18 protein-coding genes and 2 pseudogenes are annotated in these 21,591 nt (G+C 68.5%); 6 read left to right on the forward strand and 14 right to left on the reverse strand.

Annotated features, from left to right (window positions below; genetic code table 11):
- The first annotated feature begins 149 nt into the window (after nucleotides 1-149).
- Nucleotides 150-1,010, forward strand: a complete 861-nt coding sequence (locus OHS71_RS39880; RefSeq protein WP_328484186.1) for a helix-turn-helix transcriptional regulator — start codon at nucleotides 150-152, stop codon at nucleotides 1,008-1,010.
- Nucleotides 1,011-1,269: 259 nt separating this feature from the next.
- On the opposite strand, the gene OHS71_RS39885 is transcribed toward OHS71_RS39880, so the two are convergent.
- From OHS71_RS39885 to OHS71_RS39895, 3 genes are all read right to left on the reverse strand, one after another.
- Nucleotides 1,270-1,893, reverse strand: coding sequence for a hypothetical protein (locus tag OHS71_RS39885; RefSeq protein ID WP_328484802.1), 624 nt, complete (start codon nucleotides 1,891-1,893; stop codon nucleotides 1,270-1,272).
- A gap of 255 nt (nucleotides 1,894-2,148) precedes the next feature.
- Nucleotides 2,149-2,715, reverse strand: coding sequence for an HD domain-containing protein (locus OHS71_RS39890; protein WP_328484803.1), 567 nt, complete (start codon nucleotides 2,713-2,715; stop codon nucleotides 2,149-2,151).
- A gap of 145 nt (nucleotides 2,716-2,860) precedes the next feature.
- Complete coding sequence (locus tag OHS71_RS39895) at nucleotides 2,861-3,268, reverse strand: RidA family protein (RefSeq protein WP_328484187.1); 408 nt, start codon at nucleotides 3,266-3,268, stop codon at nucleotides 2,861-2,863.
- 139 nt (nucleotides 3,269-3,407) lie between these two features.
- Between OHS71_RS39895 and OHS71_RS39900 the strand changes: the two genes are divergently transcribed.
- Nucleotides 3,408-3,788, forward strand: a complete 381-nt coding sequence (locus OHS71_RS39900; RefSeq protein WP_328484188.1) for a winged helix-turn-helix transcriptional regulator — start codon at nucleotides 3,408-3,410, stop codon at nucleotides 3,786-3,788.
- A 671-nt stretch (nucleotides 3,789-4,459) separates the two neighbouring features.
- On the opposite strand, the gene OHS71_RS39905 is transcribed toward OHS71_RS39900, so the two are convergent.
- Both OHS71_RS39905 and OHS71_RS39910 read right to left on the reverse strand, forming a co-directional pair.
- Nucleotides 4,460-5,182 carry a trimeric intracellular cation channel family protein gene (locus OHS71_RS39905; RefSeq protein ID WP_328484804.1) on the reverse strand — a complete coding sequence of 241 codons (723 nt, stop codon included), beginning with the start codon at nucleotides 5,180-5,182 and terminating at the stop codon, nucleotides 4,460-4,462.
- A gap of 1,397 nt (nucleotides 5,183-6,579) precedes the next feature.
- Nucleotides 6,580-7,704 (reverse strand): FAD-dependent oxidoreductase, encoded by a 1,125-nt coding sequence (locus OHS71_RS39910; RefSeq protein ID WP_328484189.1) that lies wholly within the window; start codon nucleotides 7,702-7,704, stop codon nucleotides 6,580-6,582.
- A gap of 53 nt (nucleotides 7,705-7,757) precedes the next feature.
- Here OHS71_RS39910 and OHS71_RS39915 point away from each other — a divergent pair, with 53 nt between their 5' ends.
- Nucleotides 7,758-8,450, forward strand: a complete 693-nt coding sequence (locus tag OHS71_RS39915) for a TetR/AcrR family transcriptional regulator (RefSeq protein WP_328484190.1) — start codon at nucleotides 7,758-7,760, stop codon at nucleotides 8,448-8,450.
- A 117-nt stretch (nucleotides 8,451-8,567) separates the two neighbouring features.
- Here the strand turns inward: OHS71_RS39915 and OHS71_RS39920 are convergent, their stop codons facing one another.
- On the reverse strand, nucleotides 8,568-8,717 hold the full coding sequence (locus OHS71_RS39920) for a hypothetical protein (RefSeq protein ID WP_328484191.1): 150 nt from the start codon (nucleotides 8,715-8,717) through the stop codon (nucleotides 8,568-8,570).
- Nucleotides 8,718-9,262: 545 nt separating this feature from the next.
- On the opposite strand from OHS71_RS39920, the gene OHS71_RS39925 reads away from it, so the two are divergent.
- On the forward strand, nucleotides 9,263-9,829 hold the full coding sequence (locus tag OHS71_RS39925) for a hypothetical protein (protein WP_328484192.1): 567 nt from the start codon (nucleotides 9,263-9,265) through the stop codon (nucleotides 9,827-9,829).
- Between the two features lie 519 nt (nucleotides 9,830-10,348).
- Here OHS71_RS39925 and OHS71_RS39930 read toward each other — a convergent pair.
- Both OHS71_RS39930 and OHS71_RS39935 read right to left on the reverse strand, forming a co-directional pair.
- On the reverse strand, nucleotides 10,349-10,954 hold the full coding sequence (locus OHS71_RS39930; RefSeq protein ID WP_328484193.1) for a TIGR03086 family metal-binding protein: 606 nt from the start codon (nucleotides 10,952-10,954) through the stop codon (nucleotides 10,349-10,351).
- A gap of 138 nt (nucleotides 10,955-11,092) precedes the next feature.
- Nucleotides 11,093-11,788: an SDR family NAD(P)-dependent oxidoreductase gene (locus OHS71_RS39935; protein WP_328484194.1), complete on the reverse strand. Its 696-nt coding sequence runs from the start codon at nucleotides 11,786-11,788 to the stop codon at nucleotides 11,093-11,095.
- A gap of 369 nt (nucleotides 11,789-12,157) precedes the next feature.
- On the opposite strand from OHS71_RS39935, the gene OHS71_RS39940 reads away from it, so the two are divergent.
- Nucleotides 12,158-12,562, forward strand: coding sequence for a type II toxin-antitoxin system PemK/MazF family toxin (locus OHS71_RS39940; RefSeq protein ID WP_328484195.1), 405 nt, complete (start codon nucleotides 12,158-12,160; stop codon nucleotides 12,560-12,562).
- Nucleotides 12,563-13,068: 506 nt separating this feature from the next.
- On the opposite strand, the pseudogene OHS71_RS39945 reads toward OHS71_RS39940, so the two are convergent.
- Both OHS71_RS39945 and OHS71_RS39950 read right to left on the reverse strand, forming a co-directional pair.
- Nucleotides 13,069-13,257: pseudogene (locus OHS71_RS39945) on the reverse strand (DM13 domain-containing protein); the annotation flags it as partial.
- A 188-nt stretch (nucleotides 13,258-13,445) separates the two neighbouring features.
- On the reverse strand, nucleotides 13,446-14,435 hold the full coding sequence (locus OHS71_RS39950) for a helix-turn-helix transcriptional regulator (RefSeq protein WP_328484197.1): 990 nt from the start codon (nucleotides 14,433-14,435) through the stop codon (nucleotides 13,446-13,448).
- 98 nt (nucleotides 14,436-14,533) lie between these two features.
- On the opposite strand from OHS71_RS39950, the gene OHS71_RS39955 reads away from it, so the two are divergent.
- On the forward strand, nucleotides 14,534-14,932 hold the full coding sequence (locus tag OHS71_RS39955) for a VOC family protein (RefSeq protein WP_328484198.1): 399 nt from the start codon (nucleotides 14,534-14,536) through the stop codon (nucleotides 14,930-14,932).
- A gap of 706 nt (nucleotides 14,933-15,638) precedes the next feature.
- On the opposite strand, the pseudogene OHS71_RS39960 reads toward OHS71_RS39955, so the two are convergent.
- The 4 genes and pseudogenes from OHS71_RS39960 to OHS71_RS39975 form a co-directional block, all read right to left on the reverse strand.
- Nucleotides 15,639-17,817 (reverse strand): annotated as a pseudogene (locus tag OHS71_RS39960) (FUSC family protein).
- Nucleotides 17,818-18,223: 406 nt separating this feature from the next.
- Complete coding sequence (locus tag OHS71_RS39965; RefSeq protein ID WP_328484199.1) at nucleotides 18,224-19,393, reverse strand: glutathione-independent formaldehyde dehydrogenase; 1,170 nt, start codon at nucleotides 19,391-19,393, stop codon at nucleotides 18,224-18,226.
- Nucleotides 19,394-19,707: 314 nt separating this feature from the next.
- On the reverse strand, nucleotides 19,708-20,829 hold the full coding sequence (locus OHS71_RS39970) for a hypothetical protein (protein ID WP_328484200.1): 1,122 nt from the start codon (nucleotides 20,827-20,829) through the stop codon (nucleotides 19,708-19,710).
- Between the two features lie 324 nt (nucleotides 20,830-21,153).
- On the reverse strand, nucleotides 21,154-21,546 hold the full coding sequence (locus OHS71_RS39975) for a DUF2267 domain-containing protein (protein WP_328484201.1): 393 nt from the start codon (nucleotides 21,544-21,546) through the stop codon (nucleotides 21,154-21,156).
- Nucleotides 21,547-21,591 lie beyond the last annotated feature (45 nt).

Below are 21,591 nucleotides of genomic sequence, written 5' to 3' on the forward strand. Positions count from 1 at the left end.
GCGGCGCAGGCGCCGTGTCCGTGCCCGGTCGTGCACCCGGTGTCCGGGGCGTCGGCAGGCACGTTCTTCACTCTGCGCTGCACCGGGCGGCGGAGCCAGGGGATGTCATCCCCTGGGTCGACGGCCCGGTCGGAGACACAATGGCCGGTATGGGTTCTGCGAAACACACCGAGTTGGGCGCCTTCCTGCGTTCGCGGCGCGCCCGCATCCGGCCGGCCGATGTGGGATTCGTCCACGGACCGCGGCGCCGGGTGCCCGGGCTCCGCCGCGACGAGGTCGCCCAGCTCGCCGGAGCCTCGGTGGACTACTACAACGAACTCGAGCGCGGTGCCGGATCCCAGCCCTCGGAGCAGATGCTGGCCGCGCTGGCCAGGGCACTGCGCCTGAGCGCGGACGAACGCGACTACCTCTACCGCCTGGCCGGCCGTCCGGTCCCCACGCACGGCGGACCGGCCTCGCACGTCCACCCCGGCATGCTCGACCTGCTCAACCGTCTGACCTCGACCCCCGCACAGGTCATCACCGACCTGCACGTCACCCTCGTACAGAACCCGCCCGCGGTGGCGCTGCTCGGGGATCACTCCGGGTTCCGGGGCGCGCGGGCCAGCTTCGTCTACCGGTGGTTCACCGACCCCGGAGCGCGGCAGCTGTATCCAGAGGCTGACCATGAGCAGCAGTCGCGGGCCTTCGTCGCCGACCTGCGGGCGGCCGCCGCCAGACGGGACGCCAAGGACACCGAGGCCGCCTTGATGATCAGCTCACTGCTCGACAGCTCCCGGCGGTTCGCCGCCCTGTGGGCCGACCACGAAGTGGCCCTGCGCCGCGAGGACCGCAAGCGCCTCCTCCACCCCACGCTGGGTCTGATCGAGGTCAACTGCCTGAGCCTGTTCAGTGAGGACGGCCGGCAGCGGCTCCTGTGGTTCACCCCGGCGGTCGGCACCGACAGCGCCGGCCTCCTCGACCTGCTCGCCGTCCTGGGCACCCAGAACGTCACCGGAGCTGTCGGCTGACGGCTTCTGCGTGCAGCGTCGGTCACAGGAAGAACTGCGGCTGCCGTGGTCTCGCGTCGGCCAGGGTTGAAGGGCCTCCGCCCGACCGTCATGCTTTGGACGCCGACTGGGGTAGGGGAGTTCTGGTGTCCTGCGCATGTCCCGCCGTACCCCCCACCGTTCGGTGGACGTGGAGAGCCTGTTTCCCGAGCTGCTCCTGTTCCGCCGTCAGTCCGTCCGCCTGCACCCGCGTCCCGGTTCGCCGGCCTGCGAGGACGGTTCAGTCGGAGGTCCTCTGCTCTGGCCCGCAACGGAGGCGGGGCCCGTGTGCCGGGGGGAGCGCTACGACATGGACACCGTGAGCCGGCTGGAGACCGGTTGCCCATGCCGTCAGCGTGGCGAAGTCGTCGAGGGCAAGGCCGCGTCGCGGGTCGACGCGGTGCAGGAGGGCGGGACCGTCATGGTGTTGCGTCACCCAGGTACGATCCGCCTCTGTGATCTCGTCGTCGACCCAGGCGAACGCACGGCCCTTCGCCCAGGCGACGATCTCAGGCGTCTTCCAGAACACACCGCCCCCGGGCTCGGGTCTCGGCGAGGGCCAGGGAATGTAGGGCAGTTCGGGTAATCCCAGGATCGGCGCGATGAAGGCGTTGGCTTCTTCCTCCCACGTCGTCGCCCACACCAGGTCGAAGGGAAGCGTGTCCAGCGCCGGGCCGTGATCCGGGTTGAGCCACACCCGCAGCGGCTTCACGGGCTTGTTCGGCAGCCCCCACTCAGTCAGTCGGCGCCGCTCGGCGGCCTCCCAGCGAGGGGTCAACAGGCGGTGTGTCTGATAGCCCTGTGGCCGACGGTGCGGCTTCGCGGCATAGGGGTTCAGCGGTCCGTCCACATCCACCAACAGCACTGGGCGCACGAGCTCATCCCCCTTGGTCCTGCGTCGCACCGTACCGGCCGGTGACGAGACGGCCCAACAGAGAGACGTCGTGCCGCTCGTGATGCCACCGCCAGACGAGCAGCACTGTTGGCGGAGTGCCTTGACGATCTCCGCCGGTCCGAGTTTCGCCGGCCGCAGCAAGATCGGGAAGCTGAGGCTTCGGCGACCCTCGGCGCGTGGCCGGGGGCGTCCGGGGTGATCGTCACGGTGTGCGGCCGTCTTCTCTCAGCTGTGGATCGGGAAAGATGCCTGGAACGCCAGGCGCTCGTCGGCCGTGTCGCCGATGTGGGAGAGGACTTCGTCGAGCGCGATGAACTCCTCCCATGCCGCCCCGCCGGTGGCCTCGGCAAGCCGAGCCACGATGAGATCCTCCAGGTCCGGAACGCGCTTGTTCTTCCAGATCTTGTCGGCGAGGCTCACCAGGAGGTCTTCCAGACCGATACCTGGCTCCCTCCAGGATGCGTGTGTCGCGGCGAAGCGGGCGAGCTCCGGGCTGACGCCGCGGCCGAGCAGAAGAGTCCGCCCAGCCTCCTCGTGTGCCGCGCCGGGCCCGGAAAGCTCGGAAACGTGCACCGACTTCCCGATGTCGTGTGTCGCGGCCCCGAAGAGCACCGCCTCGCGGTCGAAGTGCAAGGCGGGACAGTGCCTCTCGATCCAGTCGATCAGCTGGTGTGCGGCATCGTGGACGGCCCGCAGGTGGGCCGCCAGCCGAGGTGGGCACGCCATCTCGGACACAAGCTCCGCGACGCGATCCGGCAGCGGGAGCAGAGGCGGGTCGACGGTGGCACTCATGGCCCTCGACAACAAGGCGGTGTCGGTCGTCACCCCGTCAGGGTACTGACTGCGATGTCATTCTGTGCCCTTTGAAGGACCCCACCCCACCAACTGATCACCGCAGTTGGCCACTTCGGTGCTCAGGGGGGCGAAGGGCATCTGTTCAGTCGAGGACCGCGGTGGCTTCGATCTCGACCAGATGGTCGGGAACGTCCAGTGCAGCGACACCCAGCAGCGTGGCCGGCGGGGCCGGGGTGGTTCCCAGCTTCGCGGCCGCCCGGGAGATCCCCTCCAGGAGCGGGGGCATCTTGTCGGGAGTCCAGTCGACAACGTAGAAGGTCAGTTTTGCCACGTCGTCGAAGGAGCCGCCGGCCTCGGCCAGGGCGGTGCCGATGTTGAGGTAGCACTGCTCGACCTGCGCGGCGAGGTCGCCTTCGCCGACCGTGCTTCCCTCGGCGTCCCAGGCGACCTGCCCGGCGATGAAGACCAGCTTCGACCCAGTTGCGATCGACACCTGCCGGTAGACATCGATCTCGGGCAATCCGCTGGGGTTCACCAGGGTGATGGCCATGCCGTTCGCCTCCTTGTCCGGGCATCGTGGGCCCGTGCTCGCCACTCCAGACCCTCGTGGTCTCTTGTGGTTACTCAGGAACCGTAAGAGAGTGGTCGCTGACATGGAAGAACGCACTTTTTAGTGACTGGGGAACCTGATGGTGACCGAGCAGGTCGAGGGCCGATCCGGGGAAGCGGACCTCAGGCGCGCGGACTCATTGGCGCGAGAGATTTTCTCCGACGTCGCCAACAAGTGGGCGTTCCTGATCATAGAGACTCTCGGTGAACGCACCCTGCGGTTCAGTGAGCTGCGGAACGAGATCGAGGGCATCAGCCACAAGATGCTTACTCAGAACCTGCGCATGCTGGAGCGCAACGGCCTGGTCGAGCGCAGCGTGCACCCCACCGTCCCGCCGCGTGTCGAATACACCCTCACCGAGCCGGGCCAGGGCCTACGCGCAACCGTCGACGGAATGTGCGACTGGACCCACCGGTACTTCGGTCACATCGAGGCCGCCCGCCACCGCTTCGACGCCTGACGGCTGACGGCTGATCACGATGTACAGCTACCGTGCCGGTGACCGGGCTGTGCCGAACGTGAACGCACCGACACCGAAGGCTCGATCCATCAGAACATCTGTCCGAGTCGCCTCGCCTCCTGGATGCCGGGACAGTTGTTCTGAGCGAGCGAGCTTCTGTAGGTCGTGAGGAAGATCTTCCACGCTCAGCGAATCCGTTCGCCGGTGGGTAAGGCGCTCGTGGGGCCGGAAGGTGCCACCGTGGGAGCCCGATTGTCGTAGGCGGCTGAGAGTCTGGACCGGTGTTGATACAGGGATTCGAGAACGCCCCTCTTGTCGCGGGGGAGGAGTTGTTGGAACTGCCGGGGTTCTGGGCGGCCTATCTGATGTGGCTGAGCGAGACCCAGGAGTACGACCCCGTGCCGGAATGGTTCGGTGTGGACGGGGCCGATGCCGCTGAGGCCTGGGAAGCGCTGAGCGACGAGGACCGGTGGCCTGTCTTTCGGATCCCGTTCGCGGGCGGTCACACCGCGTCGGTCCTCGGCTGCAACCTTCGTGACGACCCGGGAACGGAGTACCTCATCACTCACCCCCAGTGGGGACGGCACGGCCATTTGGCCACCCTTGGCGGTCACCAGGCCGGCCCGGGACTCTCCTGGAGCGGCGAAGCTACGCCAGCGGCTCGGCGTGATCTATCGGTGCTGAGCCGTTCGAACGTCGGCTGGCGACAGGGCGGTCTTCTCCCGCCGCCCGTCCGGCAGCGAGGCGGACTCCGAGGTTGCGCCCACACGCCGCCACTGCGCAGACCTCGGTGTGCGCCAGCCCAGCCGCACGGCCGACAGCCGTAGCGCGAAGGCGAGCAACCCGGCCGCCACCGCGGTGGCCACCCTGAGGGTGGAAGTGGCGTGCAGCAAGGTCACCAGACCGGATCCGAGCAGCGCGGGCACAACGTAGAGATCGCGGTCCCAGGCGAGTGACGACGGTATCTCACGTGCCAGCACCGAGCAGGCGACTCCGCCACCCACGGCCGTTGTCACCCCGATCGCGGCGGAGGCCGGGGAATTCAGACCATGATCCAGGGCTTTGACGGTGCCAGTGACGCAGAACATGCCCAACGCGCCCGCGTCGGCCACGTGCCAGCCCAGCTTCCAGGACTGCGCGCGGGAACTGAAGAACACCAACAGGGTCGCCAGGAAAGGGGCGGTTGCACAGCCGAGGTCGGTGAACGCGACGGGTTGGACACGCAGCACCAGGTCCCGGAAGAGGCCGCCGCCCACACCCGCGGACTCGGCCAACAGCAGTGTGCCGAAGAAGTCGAAGTCCTTGCGTGTGGCGATCAGTGCCCCGTGGACGGCGAAGGCAAAGACCCCGGCCAGATCGAGCGGATACTGAATATCGCCCGCCAACTCATGCATTTCGGATATCACTTGAAGCTCCTCGGGATCAGCCCGACCTCGGCCCTGCAAGCCGATGTGGTGTTTGGCGAAAGAGGGGCGGCAGCGGTGGCCGTCCCCGTGCTGACGGGGGCTGGTGGGGCGCCCGAGAGAGTGCGAACGGTCTGGGCGACCTGGAGGAGGGGATACGTGGTCGTCTCCATCGCCCGAATGGGCTGCTGAGGCGTGCGGAGCGAGGTGGGGCACATGACGGAGATATGGATCCTGAGAGGCTCGGTGTGAAACGGCATGCATAGCCGCCGTGCTCGGAGAGACGCCGACGCGACAGCGGCAGTGTCGTGGGGTGCTCCCCGTGACGGCATCGGCCTTACCGACAGGGCACGTTAGCGAGACGGGCCCTGCCCTCGCCCGCATTGAGCAGAGAATGAGTTGCAGTTGGTCCGTCGCAGACCAGACGTGGTCTGTGGCGAACCGAAAGATGCCGCGAATTGTCCGTCTCGCCGTGCGGCGGACAACCGGGCGCACCTACTTGGGCCTGGGGTGTGTCACCACGCGCCCTCTGACGTCAGCCGGCCACGGTGACACAGCCGCCCGGCGTGAACGGGTACGTCCCAATGGAGTACCAGCTGCCGCTCCTGGCCCTGCTTGGACAGGCCGATGACCACGGCTGGTTGCAGCGACCTCACCGCCCCGGTAACGCGTATGGGGCCGGGATGATCTTCACGTGGCGGCTCGTCAGGGCATGCTGGCCGTAGCGGCGCTCGTAGGCTGACGGTGCTCGGGGCCGCCGCGGATGTCAGCGATGCCGCGAACGATCTGTTCAGGCGCCAACAGCTTTGTCCTGGTCGCTTCTCTGAACTACGCGGGGACCAAGCCAGTGACGTAGGCCGACCCCGCCGGGCAGCGGCTCACGGAGGCAGACCACGCTCGGGTTGATCATGCTCGACTCGCCTGCACCGTCTTGGGTGTGGCTTTCGCCGGCCCCTCCGGCGCCGTCACGTTCACCGTGCCGCCTGGCCCGACGGTGACTTGGAGTCCGCTCACCGACAGAGCCGTACGCGCGCGAGCGTGGGCGCAACGGTCACCGTGCCGCTGGGCACGTCCGCGTCGAGGCCGACGGCGGCCTGAAGACCGACGCTGCGGCTGCCCATGCCGGCGGTCGGCAGGAGGAGAGGTAGGGCGCGAGCCGCCTGACGGCGAGCCCGAATGGTGCTGAGGCCGCCATCTCGGTGCCGCGCCTGGAGCGCAGCACCACCCGGACCGCGTCGACGGAGACCGACGCCCTCAACCCGTCCTTGTGCAGCCTCTGACGGGTCTCATGTGACAGTCCAGCGGTGGTCTTGCCGGAAGGGACTGCGGCGGCGCCGTGCGGTCCCGTGAGGCTTGGCTGTTGGTGCTGGTCGTCCCGCGCTGGGCAGTCAGGATGGCTGGACTTGGTCGAAGAGGGCGAGGGCTCCGGCGGGGTCCGGACTCACCAGGCGTTCCAGACCGGCCGTCGTGATCTCTGCCCACCTGCCGGCCCGCGCCCACATCTGTTCCTCGAAGGCGCGGATGGCCTCGTCCAGATCTTCAGGGCCGGTGGCGATGGACTCGGCGAGTTCGGCGCCTTCCAGCATCGCGAGGTTCGCACCCGCCCCGAGCGGGGGCATCAGATGGGCGGCGTCGCCCAGTAGCGTCAACCCGGGGACGTGGTCCCAGGCGTGGGACACGGGCAGGACGTAGAGGGGGCGGTGGACGAAAGCAGTGCCGTGGCGGAGTAGGTCGAGGACGGGAGCGGCCCAGCCGTCGAACAGGGCCAGCAGGCGCGAGCGCACGGCCTCGACGTCGGACAGGTCGAGGTCCGGGTCCGTGTGCCAGTCCAGCGGCGCACGGAACTGGGCGTACACCTTGACGTGGCCGCCGCTGTTGCGCTGGGCGACGAGGCCCCGGTTCACCCCGTACACCGCCACGGAACCGTCGCCGATCAGCCGGGCGAGGTCGGGGTGGCGGGTGTCGACGTCGTCCAGGGATGTCTCGAGATAGGTGACGCCGGTGTAGTGCGGTGTCACCGGTGAGAGTGCCGGGCGGACCCGGGACCAGGCCCCGTCCGCGCCGACCACGAGGTCGAACGCGTCCTGTCGCCCGCCCGCGAACTGGACCAGTACGCCGTCCCGGGCCCCCGGCACCACCTGCGTCACGTCCCGCCCCCACTGGACGTCGAGGGGGCCGAGCAGCAAGTCACGGAGTTGCCCGCGGTCGATCTCGGGATTGGCCCGGTCACCAGGACGCGGTCGCCAGTCGCGCAGGATGGTCCCGTCCGTGTCCAGGATGCGCATGGCCTGCCCCTCGGGACGAGACAGCTCCTGGAACTCCGCCAGCAACCCCGCCTTGTCCAGGGCGAGTTGGCCCAGCCCTTCGTGCAGGTCGAGCGTGCCGCCCGGCGGGCGGGCGTCGGGGGAGGGGTCGCGTTCGAGGACGGTGACGGGGTGGTCATGGCGGTGCAGGACGCGGGCGAAGGCAAGGCCGGCAGGTCCGCTCCCGACTACGGCGATTCGGTGTCTCATGTCGATACACTGTATTGCTCCATTACGGTGCATCGCAAGGGTACGGTGGTGCCATGACTGTCTGGGACCGTCCGGAGCCGCCGACCCGCCCCGTGCCACTCGACCGGGAGCGGATCGTCGCCGCCGCCATCGCGCTGGCCGACGAGGGCGGCCTCGAGGCGGTGTCGGTGCGCAAGGTCGCCGCCCGCCTGGACGCCGGCCCGATGCGGCTGTACGGATACATCGCCACCAAGGAAGAGCTGTTCGACCTCATGATGGACGAGGTCTACGCCGAGGTCCTGCCCGAGGGGCGGCCCGGTGACTGGCGGGAGGCGCTGCGCATCCTCGCCCACCGCACCAGGCAGGCCGCCCTCCGTCATGAATGGCTGGCCGACCTGCTCGGCGGCCGCCCGGCCCTGGGCCCGCACGGACTCGCCGTGGGCGAGGCCACGCTTTCCGCCCTCGACGGCCTCGCCGACATCGACACCGTCATGCGTGCCGTGGAGACCGTCGGCGCCTACTACACCGGCGCGATCAGGCGCGAGATCGCGAACCTGCGGGCCGAGCGCGCCACGGGCCTGTCCAAGCACGACTGGCAGCGCGCCTCTGGCCCGTATCTGACGAAAATGCTGGCCACGGGACGATTCCCAGCGCTGGCCAAGGCCGTGTACGACGGCGCGGACGTGGACGCCGAGGCATCCTTCGCGACCGGCCTGGACTGGGTCCTCGACGCCGTCGCCGCCAAACTCACCACGCCGCCGGCGTGACGCTTGGCTCATGTCCGAGCGTCGGTCGAGGGCATGATGCCGGTGGTCATTTTCGCACTGCGGGCCCGCGATCGAGACTCCTGACACCGGTCTCCGCGCCAGCGGGCCGTGGGTGACTCAATCGGTGTCGGTGCAGTCCAGGAATTCGGAGACGGCGGGGATGCCGCGGCGGCGGGCGAGCTTTTTGCGGAGGTCTTCCAGTGTGCTGGTGCCGCGTGCGGAGGTGATGTCGTCCGTCCGGGCGACGGCGTCGTACGCGGTGGCCACGGCGGCGTAGACGTCACCGAGACCGAGGTGGGCTTCGGCGAGCCGGGCCAGGTAGACGGCGTGGCCGCGGGGGAAGGCGCCGCCGTTGTACGCCTCCTGGCTGGATCAGCAGAAGGCGACGAAGAACTACACGTCCTATCTCAGGCGCCATTGCACTGGACATTCCAAGTGCGTCTCGCTTGGCTCTGAAATCGCCATTCCCGGCAAGTAGATTGTGGGAAACCAGAGTTTACGGCCACGCCTAGGCGGGCGACTACTTATTCCACGCCTCCTGGCGGGTTTCAAATGGGAGAGGCCGAACCGAGACTGGGCGGGGGAAGTGCAGCGTAATGGGCATCACGGCATTGTTCGACTGGGTGGACAATGTCGAATGATCCGACATCGTCACTTTTCAGAACCTTTGCGTGAGGAATCCGAGGCTGAGCATCTACGCACTGTTCACCTGACGATCCCCCGGTTCGATCCAAGTGGTCACATGGAATAGCATTCCGCCGGAAGCAATCCCTTCCGGCGGCATGCTATTTTGTAGGCTGAACTTTCAATGCGTGAAGGTGAATCCCATCGGAGGGCTGGCGGCGATGTCGAATTTCCCGGACTGGCGGGACAGGATGCTGCAAGCTGTCTGGCGGCAAGGAGAGTCTGTCCCGGAGGAGGTGCTGACCTGGATGTCCGAGGTGCATGCCGAATTCGGAGAAATACCGGAGGGTGAGTTCTGTGAACTCTGGACCGAGCGAACCTTTTCTATGGCGAGATCAGCCTTTGAGGTGATCGAAAAGTCCGTTTTTGACGGAACAGGAAAAAGGGTCACCGGAGGCGAGTTTGACTACGTCAAATATTATCGCGACCCGGATTTCGGGCCGGTCGGCGTAGTCCGCTTCAAGTCCACGGAAGTCTCGACGCCGGATTGGGCGGAGGTTCTGGGTGTCGTGGCGGAAGGGGTGCAGGAATTCGTCATGGATTATTACTCAACGGTCTGGCCTGTGTGCAGCCTCCACGCCTTCGGCCTGCACGTGGATTACGTCCACGATACCGCGGTCTGGAAATGCAGCGGCGGGCCTGCCGGCGGCCATGTGGTAGGAGCTCTTAACGCAATCATGGGCATTGGCCTGTAGCCTCATCTGCTGGAGACGCCTCAAGAAGGGCGTCTGCTCGACGACGTGGCGGAGCTTGCCCAGGCCCTTGATGCTCGGGGGCCCTTGCGGGAAATGACTGGCAAGGTCCGCCGCTTGCGCAGTTCCCGCCGGGTGGGGTTGGAGTCGTAGTCCTTGTCGCCGAGGAGCCAGTCGGGGTGGCGGCGCGTGCGGCCGGGCTCAGGCGTTGAACGCCTGGATGATGGCGGCCTCGGCGCGGGTGCACCGGCTGTGACGAGCGGGTCTCAGAGACGCCGGCTACCTGAGACACCCGTGCAGGTCACTTAACGCCGTCCAACGCAGTGGCGTCCGGTACCCGCACGGCCCCGGCCACGACCTCCGGAAATGCGGCCGCCCTCCCGGTGCCTCGCCTCGGGCGCAGCACCACCGGGTCCGCGTCGACGGAGACGAGCGCGTGAAGGAGCGTTCGTGACGGTACTCATTTCTCAGCCGGAGCGCCGTGCAGCCTTGGCCGCCTTGTCGCCGCGTAGGGAGCGGGGCTCAAGAGGCGCTCCAGTGGGGGGCGCGGCCGAGGTAACGCAGGAGGATCGCCACGTCGTCGTCGCCCTCGTCGGGGGCCAGGGCGGCGGTGTACGCGCCGCGGGGGCGCAGTGGCTCGACGATCTCCCTGGCGACCTTGAGGAGAGGGCGGGCCAACTCGGGTGTGAGCGGCGAGGGCCGGCCCGTCGCGGCGGCGATGTCCCAGGCGTGGACCGCTGCGTCCAGCCCGCACGCCGCCGAGCCGGACCACGGGGACAACCTGTGCGGCGGCAGCGGCACGGGCGCCTCGGCGGCGTCCCGGTCGACCCCCGCCCAGGCCTTCGCCGCGCGTGACAGGGCGTCCTCCAGGAATGTTGCCGGGTCCACCCCCTCCATGTCGCCCGATGGGGCGAACGGGTTGAAGTCGGGGCCAGGTTCTCCGGTCAGCGCGGCGGCGTAGCCGATCTGGTCGCCGACGGCGTGCTGGAAGACCTGGGCGACAGTCCAGGCCGCGCAGGGCGTCGGCAGGTGCCAGCCGTCGGCGGGGACGGCGCGGACCGCCGTGCGCAGTGCTTCGTGTGAGGCGTCCAGGACGTCCCAGCCGCTGGAGATCACGCCATCGCTCATCGGAGAGCCCCCATTCGTTGTGTCCTGACAGTGATGAAGGTTGTCGTCATGCGTCCACTCTCGGCTTGTGGCGACAGGAGAACCAGTGCCCCCTGCGACGAGAGGACTGCCAGTACCAGCCCCGAATGCGGGGGTGGATCACCAGGCCATCTCACCGTGACGGTCGCGGAAGGTCCCGGTCGGCCCGTCCGGCCCGATCGTGGCGAGTTCGACGATCGCGTCGGTGCCCTCGGTCACGGTCTGCGGGCCGCTGTGCCCGTTGAAGTCGGTCGCTGTGTAGCCCGGGTCGGCCGCGTTCACCTTCACATCCGGCCAGGACTTCGCGTACTGCGTGGTCAGCATGGTCACCGCGGCCTTCGACGCCGTGTAGAGCGGCGCGAGGTTCCTCGACTCGACGCGCTCGGCGTCATGGGTGGCCGCGAACGACCCCATACCGCTGGACACATTGACGATGACCGGGCTCGCGGACTTGCGCAGCAAAGGCAGGAACGAGTGCGTCACCCGGACGATCCCGACGACATTGACATCGAACACCTCACTGGCGTCAGCGGCCGTGATCTGGTCAGCGGGGCTGTGCGTCCCGAGAATACCTGCGTTGTTGATCAGGACGTCGATGCCGCCCTCGCGAGCCCCGATATCGGCGGCGGCCGCAGCCACCGACGCGTCATCCGTCACATCGATCTGGACGAAACGGGCACCGAGTGCGTCGGCGGCCGCCTGGCCGCGCTCCGGATCACGCGCACCGATGAGGACGGTGTGGCCGGCCCCGATCAATCGTCGGGCGGTCTCATACCCGAGGGACTTGTTGGCTCCTGTGATGAATGTGGTCGTCATGCGTCCACTCTCGGCCCGTGACGAGAGGACAACCAGTGCTCTCCGTGACGGTAGGACAGCCAGTACCAGGCACGACGACGGCCCGGCGGACTGCATGGCCGAGTGGACGAGACCCTGGGCACGGCACGTCACTGCACCGCTGGCGCGACCGCCTTTCAGAACAAGTCCTGCACCCGGCGCCGGGGTTCAACCCGCGCGAAGCGGCCCGCGATCCGCTGCATCAGGCCCTCGAATGACTCCTGCCACCGGGCACGGTCTACGCTGTGACCTGTGGCCAACGCATGATCTTCAGTCTTCACACACCGATGATCAACGGTGGCCGCACCCGTTTTCACAGCGCCCTCACCGCAGATCGTGCCAGGAGGACATATGCAACACGGCGAAGTCTGGTGGGTCGAGTTTGATGAGCGACGCCCGGTCGTGCTGCTGCCGGGAGACGAGGCGTCCGGGCTCCGGGCGATGCAGGTCGTCGCTCCGGCGGGCGTCGACATCAGCGGTCTGGGCATCGAAGTGGCCGTGGGCGCCACGGAAGGACTGCCCTTTGAAGGCGTACTGCGGTTCGCGTTCTCGCGTCCAGGCTTCACGCCTTGCACGTGGCTGACCATCGTGTCCCGGGACGACCTGGTCGAGCGGGCAGGCGTGCTGTCCTCCGTGAAGCTCAGGGAGATTGAGGACGCCCTCCGTGTTGCTGGACAGCCGCAGGAGTGGACCGCGACGGCAGCCGCGAAGCTCAGCGAGATGAAGGATGCCCTCCGCCTCGGTGGACTGGAGTAAGCGGGCAAGGTACGGACGCCGCCGATGGCGTGGGCGACCTCGTCCAGATGATCAACGCTGGCCATCTCCGCGGCGCAGTCACCACCACTTACAGTAATGGTGACTCACGGGGCCGGTGAAACCTGAAGCACCACCTGCACTGCTTCCGCCGTCGGCGGATCCGCTGCCAACTGCTTGGCGAGGCCGTCCAGTTCGCTCCGGCGAGCGGTGTCCAATACCGCCTTGCATCCCCGCAGCCTCCCACAGTCTCGTGACGTTCCGACCTGCTGACGGAGCGTAGGCGGGGTCGATCACGGGCGCAGCCGAACCCGGCATCCTGCCGGCACCGGACCGCCCGATGGTCTACACCGTGGTAATCGGCCACCGACCACGATGAGTATCCGAGTCGTCACTCACGCCAGACCGGTGACCGCGAATTCACGATGCGCCCTGTCCAGTAGTCGTACGACGGCCGGGCCACCACAGCTCTGCCGGCCCGGCCCGGACGAGCTGCGGCTGCACCGCTGTCAGAGGCGAGTGAGATCGGCGGCGCCGAATGAGACGTCGAAACGGTCGCACCAGATACTCACGCTGCTGTAGCTCGACCAATCCACGTCACTGGGCAGCGCGTAGTTCTGGCTTCCCTTGTTGCCTTTGAGCTTGCCGAGGCTGACGTACTTTCCGTCGTCGAAGACGTGCCACCCGGCCTTCCCTGAGGGCTGTGCGGAAGGCTGTCCCCGCGGCGCCCCGGCAGGAGGTGCGGAGGTCGCGACGACGCCAGGCAGGGCTTCTTCGACGGTCTCGTAACGAAGCATGGCCCGGCCGGCTCGTGCGGCATCGTCGCAGGTTTGCGCCCCAGCGTGATCGCCTAGGTGTGCCATCTCGTGACACTGGTTCCTTGCGGTCAGGCTTGGCGGGCATGGGACGCGAGGCGATCGGCGAGCGCGATGACGAGGCCTCGCAGTTCATCGGGGCGCTCGATGACGAACGGCCGGTCCAGTGCGGCGAGTACCGGAGGCAACCAATCGAGCCGCTCCACCCGCAGCTCGACGCGCATCCAGCGCTCGGCCGCCCGGTCCTCGCCTGCCGCCGGCTCGTACTCCTCCAGGCCAGCGACGCTGACGGGAAGGTGGGCGCGGATCTGCTCACCTGTCCCGTGGATACGCAAGGTCACCTCATGCCGGTACTCGGCCGTGGCGAACCCTGACAACACCCGCTGTGCCGGACCGGGCCCCACGGGTGCTTCGAATGAGCCGGGCAGGGTCCGCGCGTCCGCGATGCGATCGAGCCTGAAGGTTCGGTCCTCGCCGATCCGGGCGTCCTTGCCCGTGACGTACCACCGGCCCGAATGGGCGACGATCCCGTACGCGTGCAGTATGCGTTCGCTGCGCCGCCCGTCGCGGTCGGTGTAGCGGATCGAGACCGGTCGGTGGTGGCGCACCGCATCGGCGATGGTGAGCAGGACCCCAGCGTCCGGCGTGTCGAACTCGCCGGGCTGGTCCGTGAAGGCGAGAGCGTCCAGAAGTGTGTCGAGCCGACGGGCGATGTGTCTGGGCAGCACCCGCCGGATCTTCGCCGATGCCGTCTCGCTCGCCGTGCGCTCCGTCGTCGTCAGCCCTGCTCGGCGGCCGGCGACCAGGCCGAGCAGCACGGCAAGCGCCTCGTCGTCGCTGAGCATGAGCGGAGGCAAGCGGTACCCGGGGGCGAGCCGGTACCCGCCGTAGCGGCCGCGCACCGATTCCACGGGCACATCCAGTTCGATCAGCTGGTCCACATAACGCCGCACGGTGCGCCCTTCGACGCCGAGCCGGTCGGCCAGTTCGGCCACCGTCCGGGTGCCGCCGGACTGCAGCAGCTCCAGAAGTGTCAGCACGCGGGCAGTGGGTCGAGGCATGTGCACAACCTAACGCGAATAGAGGACCGATTCTGTCCACTATTTGTCCTAGCCTGCGCAGTGCACGCCTCGCCTCCAGTACAGCCAAGGAGATTCCCATGGACTTCGTCTCGATCCGCATCATCACCAGCGACGTAGCGCGCCTCGTCGAGTTCTACGAGCGAGCCACAGGGGTGCGGGCGACGTGGGCGACCGAAGACTTCGCCGAGCTCAAGACCGCGGGCGCCATCCTCGCGATCGCCAGCACCCGCACCGTCCCGCTGTTCGCCCCGGGTTCTGCCCGCCCGGCGGAGAACCACAGCGTGATAACCGAGTTCCTCGTCGACGACGTGGACCGCGTTCACCAGAACCTGACCGCCTTCGTCTCCGACTTCGTCACCGAGCCCACGACGATGCCCTGGGGCAATCGGTCGCTGCTGTTCCGTGACCCCGACGGCAACCTCGTCAACTTCTTCACCCCCGTCACCCCGACGGCCATCGAAAAGTTCGCACGCTGACGCCACGCACAGCCGCTCACGCGGGAGCCCTGAGATCCCAGGGCTCCCGGGGAACGCGGCCTCGCTTCCCTTCGGACGACGGGAGAGGCTTGGACGTTCGGAAACACGGCTGATTGAGTTCCTGGACCGCCAGGCCCGGAGCAGCAGGGATGACATTCCGCCGGCGAGCTGAGACGTGGTCACTCACGTGGTGGTGACCGGCGTGAGAAGGAGCTCCAGCCATGTCTATGTCGGCGGGACTGAGTCGCGCGGGCGGCACGTCCAGCCGACCGGCTGGACTGGTGCTCGGAGCGCTGATGCAGTACCGCTGCCCGCAAAAGCACGGAGCCCCGGGTCTCAGGCATCCCCGGGGCGCCCTCGCACACACCGCGCTGTCAACGACTCCGCGATGGCGGTGTCGCTGTCGCGTCGCGGACTGCCCGGCACTGGCTTGCTGCCGCGTCTGAAGACTGTCTTCTGCGTCCGGAACGCCTACAGAGTGAGCACGCGGCGAGCGTTGCCGGACAAGATCAGTCGCCTTCCCTCTCTGCCCCTGTAAGGAAAGCCCACCCGCGCCCGTCGAAGGACCGACCTGACGCACCGCGCTCAACCGGAACGCGAGCGCCGGCGGGGCACTCGCCCTCACCACCGTGCCCCCCACACCACGCCCTCCCCGGTCAGGCCGAGGTCGCGTACACGAGGTGCGACGCTCCCGTCGTCGGCGCCGTCACCCACCCCGGTGCCCGGCCGCTGATCCGTCACCTTCCGCCGCCACGGCCGCCTGTACCCGTTGCTCCTCGCGAGCGGAACCGGTGTCCTGTTCCAGGGGTGTGCGGCTCACGGCTGTCGTGAGGTCCTTCAGGGCCCGTTTCTGCAGTTCCGCCCCGTGCCGTAGCACCGGGCTCGGTTCCCGGGCGGTGGTGTCCTCCCACGTGTGGAGCGCCTCTTCCACGCGCCGCCAGTCCGGATTCCTGTGCTCGCGCACGTCGATTGCCGCCTGCGCGGTGTCCGCTTCCAGGGCGTCGGCGAGGCGCTCTGCCTCGGAGGCGGAACGGCTGTCGGCTCGCGGGACGTTGCTCTCCATGAGCATCGCCGCTCTGTCGAACTCCTTGAGTGCCTCCTGCGCCTCCTCGGCCTCGCGCGACGTCAGACCTCTGGGGCGGACCGGCTCCTGCTTTGCCTGGTCATAGGCCTCCTGCCAGGCGGTACGAGCCTCCCTGCTCGCCAGTAGTGCCCGGCGCATGTCGGCGTGACGCTCCCGGGTCGGCTCGGCGTAGTTGCGGAGTACCGCGGCCGCGTAGCGGCCGTTGGCCCCGAGCCAGTCCGCAAGCCTGCCCGGCAGCCGGGGCGTCTCCCACGCGGGGAACATCACGAACGCCAGCATCGCCAGCGCTCCGCCGAGCAGGGTGAGCACTACCCGCTCCGGGACCGTCTGCTCCCATGCCTGGCCGCCCATACCGAGGAGGAAGACGACGTAGGCGGCGGTGAAGCACTGGGAGTACGCGTAGCCGGTGCGGATCAGCGTGTACGACAGGCCCGCCGAGACCACCGCCAGCGCGCCGAACACATGGGCGTCGGGGCCCAGGGCCCGCACCATCCCGGTGGCGAGCGTGACTCCCGCCAGGGTCCCGGCGAAACGGGCCACCGCACGCGCGTACGTCCGGTGGAAGTCGGGCCGCATCACCATCACCGAGGCGATGGGCGCCCAGTAGCCGTGGCCCAGGGGCAGCTGGGCGGCGATCAGATAGCCGATCGTGGCCACCGCCGCCAGGCGGACGGCGTGCCGGAACACGGGCGAGTCGCGGCGGAACTCCCTGCGAAGCGCCCGGACGGCAACCGGGACCAGTCGCAGCATTGTGGGGCGCACCAAGAACCGGGTGTCGGCAGGGCCGTGCGGCGTGGGCATCCTCCCGCCCGCGCTGCCGCTCTCAGCGATCTCCAGTGCCTCTTGCAGCAGTTCGACGAGCCGCTCGGCGGCCTGCCGTGCGGGGCCCTCCAGCACCTCGTCCTTGTCGTCGACGTGCAGGACATCCGCCGTCCCGGGTGGTACCTCGGCGGGAGTGCCGTGGCGGACCGAACGGGCGGTCGCGTCCAGGACGTCGGCGGCTGCGTTGAGCAACTCCCGCGCGCGGTCCCGCCCGGGGCCCTCCGCCGGGGCGCCGACGTCCGGGTCGGCGAGCGCTGCGACGACCGGCCGAATGCGCTCGGCTAGGCCTCTGGGGGCCGTGGAGGACGGGGGGACGGGTGCGGGCTTGTGACGGCGTCACGGCGGCCGCGTCCCGGGCCGTCATCAACGGTTCCGGGTCGAACGGGGCGGTCGGGTCGTGCCGCAGTCGGCGGGCGTAGTCCGCCAGGGCGGCCAGGGCGTCGGCGAGTGCGTCACGATGCGCCCCCCAACGGCGGATCGGGAACAGCAAGATCAGCAGGGCCTGCACCACGCCGCCGAGTGCGATGACTCCGGCGTGCTCCAGGGCTCGTCCGAGGCTCGTGGGCAGGGTGATGGTCACCAGCATGCTGCCCACGGTCGTCGCTGCGACGATCCCAGCGGTCGATCCGAGGGCCCACGCCATCCCTGCGGCAAAGGCCCATACGGCCAGCAGGGGGAGGAACGTCATGAGTCGACCCGCCGCCAGGTAGCCCACGAAGGTGCTGAGGGCCAGTCCCGCGCCCGCGCCGAGCGCGATCACCTTGCGTGGACGCCAGGTGCGCTGGAAGGTGGCCCCACCCGCGGAGTAGGCGCCGAGGGCGGCGGACGCGGCATACGCGGGGGAAGCCAGCCAGAGCGCCGACGCGATGACGAGCGCCACCCCAGCCGCCGTGCGCAGCGCGAGCAGGGGCTCCAGCCGCGTCTCCTCGATCGTGAGCCCGGAGCGCACGACCTCCCCGAAGGTTCGCAGCCACGTCACGGGTGTGAGCCCAGCCGGAGTGCCGCGTCGGCCTGGTGGAGGTGCGACAGCCGGGCAAGGAAGACTCCCGCGCGGCCCAAGACCTGCGCGTCGGTGAATGCGTGACGCATCATCATGCGACCTCACCAGTCCCGAGGACCGCCTCGCACTGCGTGTACTGCGTAATCTTCGCCGCCGGCTTGCCGGCGAGCACGGGCGTATCGGGTGGCGTCACCGGAAGCCGGGGTGGTGGCTCCGGCGGTGTCCGGGCCCCGCTCTGTCGGGTACGCCCGGTCATGGTGGGCCGGTGGAGGCGTCCGCCGACCGGAGCGCAGGCCGCCGCCGCCGGGCCGCGGCCGGAGCCTGGGCGATCGCCGTAGGCCGGACCGGTCCGAGGAGACACGCGGGACGGCGGCCCTCGGGTCTTCTATTGCTTGTGGCCGTTCGCGTTCGGGTGCAGGACAACCTTGGTCCAGCCCTCGTCGCGGGCGTCGAAGTGCTCGTAGGCGGTGGGGGCCTCGTTCAGGCTGAGTTCGTGGGAGACGACGAAGCTCGGCTTCGCCTTCCCGCCGGCGATCAGATCCCGCAGCGCCCGGTTGTACCTCTTCACCGGCGCCTGTCCGGTGCCCATGCGCTGGCCCTTGAACCACATCATGCCGAAGTCGATCGGGACCTTTCCCTGTGCCTCCAGCTCGCCCTGGGCCTCGGCGCCACCGGGGTCCTCGGGCAGGAACACGCCCACCACGCCGATATGGCCCGTGAACCTGACCGAGTCGATCAGTCCGTTGAGCGTGAGACTGGCGTCCTCGTGTCCCTCGGGGTCGTGGGCCTGGTAGCCGACGCACTCACAGCCGTTGTCGGCGCCCAGACCGAGGGTGGCCTCCTTGACGACCTCGGCTGGATTCTGCTCGGCGGTGTTGATCGGGATGGCGCCGATCTCCTCCGCCTTGCGCAGCCGGTCGGGCTGATGGTCGGCCACCCAGACGCGGCCGGCGCCCTTGAGGAGGGCGGAGTAGGTCGCCATCAGCCCGACCGGACCGGCGCCGAAGACGATGGTCTGGTCGCCCGGTTTGACGTTGGCCATCTCGGTGGCGTGATAGCCGGTGGGGAAGATGTCGGCGAGCATCACGTAGTCGGTCTGCCGGTCGGCGGCGTCCTCGCCCAGCCGCAGCGCGTTGAAGTCGCCGTAGGGCACGCGCAGAAGTTCCGCCTGGCCGCCCTGGTAGGGGCCCATGTCGGCGAACCCGTAGGCGGCTCCGGCGAGGGCCGGTTCCGGCTGCATGGTCAGGCAGTAGTTGGTCAGACCCTGCTCGCACTGCTTGCAGAAGCCGCAGGCGATGTTGAAGGGCAGGACCACATACTCGCCGACCTGGACCTTTCGGACGGCCGAGCCGACCTCCACGACCTGGCCCATGTTCTCGTGCCCCAGCGTACGGCCGGACTCGAACGAGGTGCGGCCCTCGTACATGTGCAGGTCCGAACCGCAGATGTTGGTAGTAGTGATCTTGACGATGATGTCGCAGGGGTGCTCGATCTTCGGGTCCGGTACGTCCTTCACCGTGACCGTTCGCGGTCCTTCGTATACCGCTGCTTTCATGATTGCGATCCCTTGCTGTCGCGGCATGACCGCACCACGGCGGTGATGGAGACGGCGCGAAGAGCCTCACTCCCGGGAGTTCAACGCGTGGAGGTAGGTGGGACGCGGTCCGTGGCTCCGGCATGCCTCTGCGGGTCGTTCACCCGGATCAGGTGCAACGGCGCCGCCGGCGGCTTGCGACGCGGAGCACCGGGCCCCGGCGGCGTGCCGTCCGGGTCCCCGTCGGCCCTCGACGCGAAACGGGCACATGCGCATCAATCAGCGAAATCTTTCCGTCCGGCCGACGAGCGCCGTATCTCCGCGTCGGATCCCGGCTAGTCATCGTGGTCGTCCTGGAGCCTGCGGCGACGTTCCTGTTCGCGCTTGGAGTAGGCGGCTGCCCGGATCGCATCGTCGCTCTCCAAGCCCGATCCCAGCGCGCCACCCACGGTGGCGATCGAAGCGACGAACCAGGCCAGCGTCAAGTACTCCTCGGCGTCCAGTGGAGTTCGGGTCACGGAAGCGAACGCCTGGTCGTTGAGGATGAACAGCGCCCACACCCAGTTGATGACCATCAGACCCGCGTAGCAGACGAGCACCCCGATACCCACGGTCACGACCGTCGATGCGTTGTACAGTCGGGCCCTCTGCCTCGCCTCCGGCGAGCTCTCTGCTGATCGGTACCACAGCTCCGCGTCTATGATCAGCCAGCCGATCATGATCGCGACAGATCCGACCGTGGCGATCACGAGGCGTGGCGTGCTGAGAGACGCGGCCAGGGTCCAGACGGTGGAGTTCACGGTGGCGACCGCTCCCGTCGCGAGTGCGGCCGCCAGGGCTTTCGACAGGCCCGGCACCAACCGCCACGGCCGGTTGGCGCGGACCATACCGGCGAGCACCCGCAGGTATCCGCGGGGCCCGCCGACGACGTACCGAAGTTCGTCGGTCTCCCCCTCACCGGTTTGGCCTGGACGAACAGGCGCGAGACGTTTGACGGAGGGCCCCGGAAGCGGCTGACTTCGCGGAGCTCCTTCAGCCCCGGTGGTTCGCGGACCCGCCATGCCAAGCACGGCTTCTTCGACGGCCCGCCGGGCCCTCGTCTGCAACCGCAGGCCTCCCAGTGAAGGAAGAGAGAGCAGCACCAAGCCGTGTTCATGATTCAGATTCACAGCGAGCCTGCGCCCGTGTGAGTGCAGCGGAAGGTCGGTGAGGGCCACGACGATGTCCCAGTTCTCCGCACTCCCACGGTCCATGATCCGGCGCATCAAGGTGGGGGGGTCTTCCGCCCCCGAGGTGAAGGGCTCACTGACCACCTCGACGTCGAACCGTCGGCCCTGGCCCGACTTGTCGGTGAGCCGAGCGGAGAGTGTCCGGGCCATGCGCCGCGCGATCTCCGTCGGCGAGTCAGGATCCGCCAGGAGAGCCACGACCGTAACGCCCTGAGACGACACCTGCATGAGTGGATCCTCCTCGTCGGCTGCTCCGCCGATCCCAAGTGCCCACAGATGCCGCCGGGGTAACGTCCACGCCGCGTGACACGCCGGCCTCCGCCAGCAGGTGCAGGCAGCCCGCCGATCCGTACCCGCAAGAGCCGCAAGGCGCAGCCATGACGGGGGAGGACGGCCGGGGCGCCGTAGGCCTGCTCGGCGCGTTGGACCGCACGCGTGACCTCCTCCGCCGGGGGCACGGCAGGAGCGCGGCAAACGACTTCGGCACCCGGGATGTGAGATGGCGCCACTCGACCACGTGAGTGGGCCTTTCGTTCTGAGCGCCTCACGAGCTCAGTCCGCGAGGTCGGCCTTTCCGAACAGAACCGCGTAACTGGAGGGGAGTTGGCTGATGACCTGATTCAGTTCTCCGCCGGTCACAGCGTCGGCAACGGTGGTCAGGACCGCGCTGGCGTCCCACTGCGCCGTACGCGGCCGGGCCTGGATGCGCTCGGTGACCCGCCGGTAGAACTCTTCGATCCCGAAGCTGCGCGCCTTCTGCGGCGTTGCATCGTTCAGAACCTGTCCCAGCGGGCCGGGCAGCTGGGATGCGAGGTCCTTGACCTCTCCAGGGCTGATCCGCTGGGCCAGCACTTCCAGCACGGCGTTGGTGACGTCCGCGGCTTCGTCCTGGTCCTTGTATTCGCCTCGCTCACGTACTTGGGCGAGGAATCCGTCGTATTTCATCACTGCCTCCTAGTGTCCCGCTCACCGCTGGTCATGGTGGTTGCC

It is taken from the genome of Streptomyces sp. NBC_00377 (genome assembly GCF_036075115.1).
Taxonomy (GTDB): Bacteria; Actinomycetota; Actinomycetes; order Streptomycetales; family Streptomycetaceae; genus Streptomyces.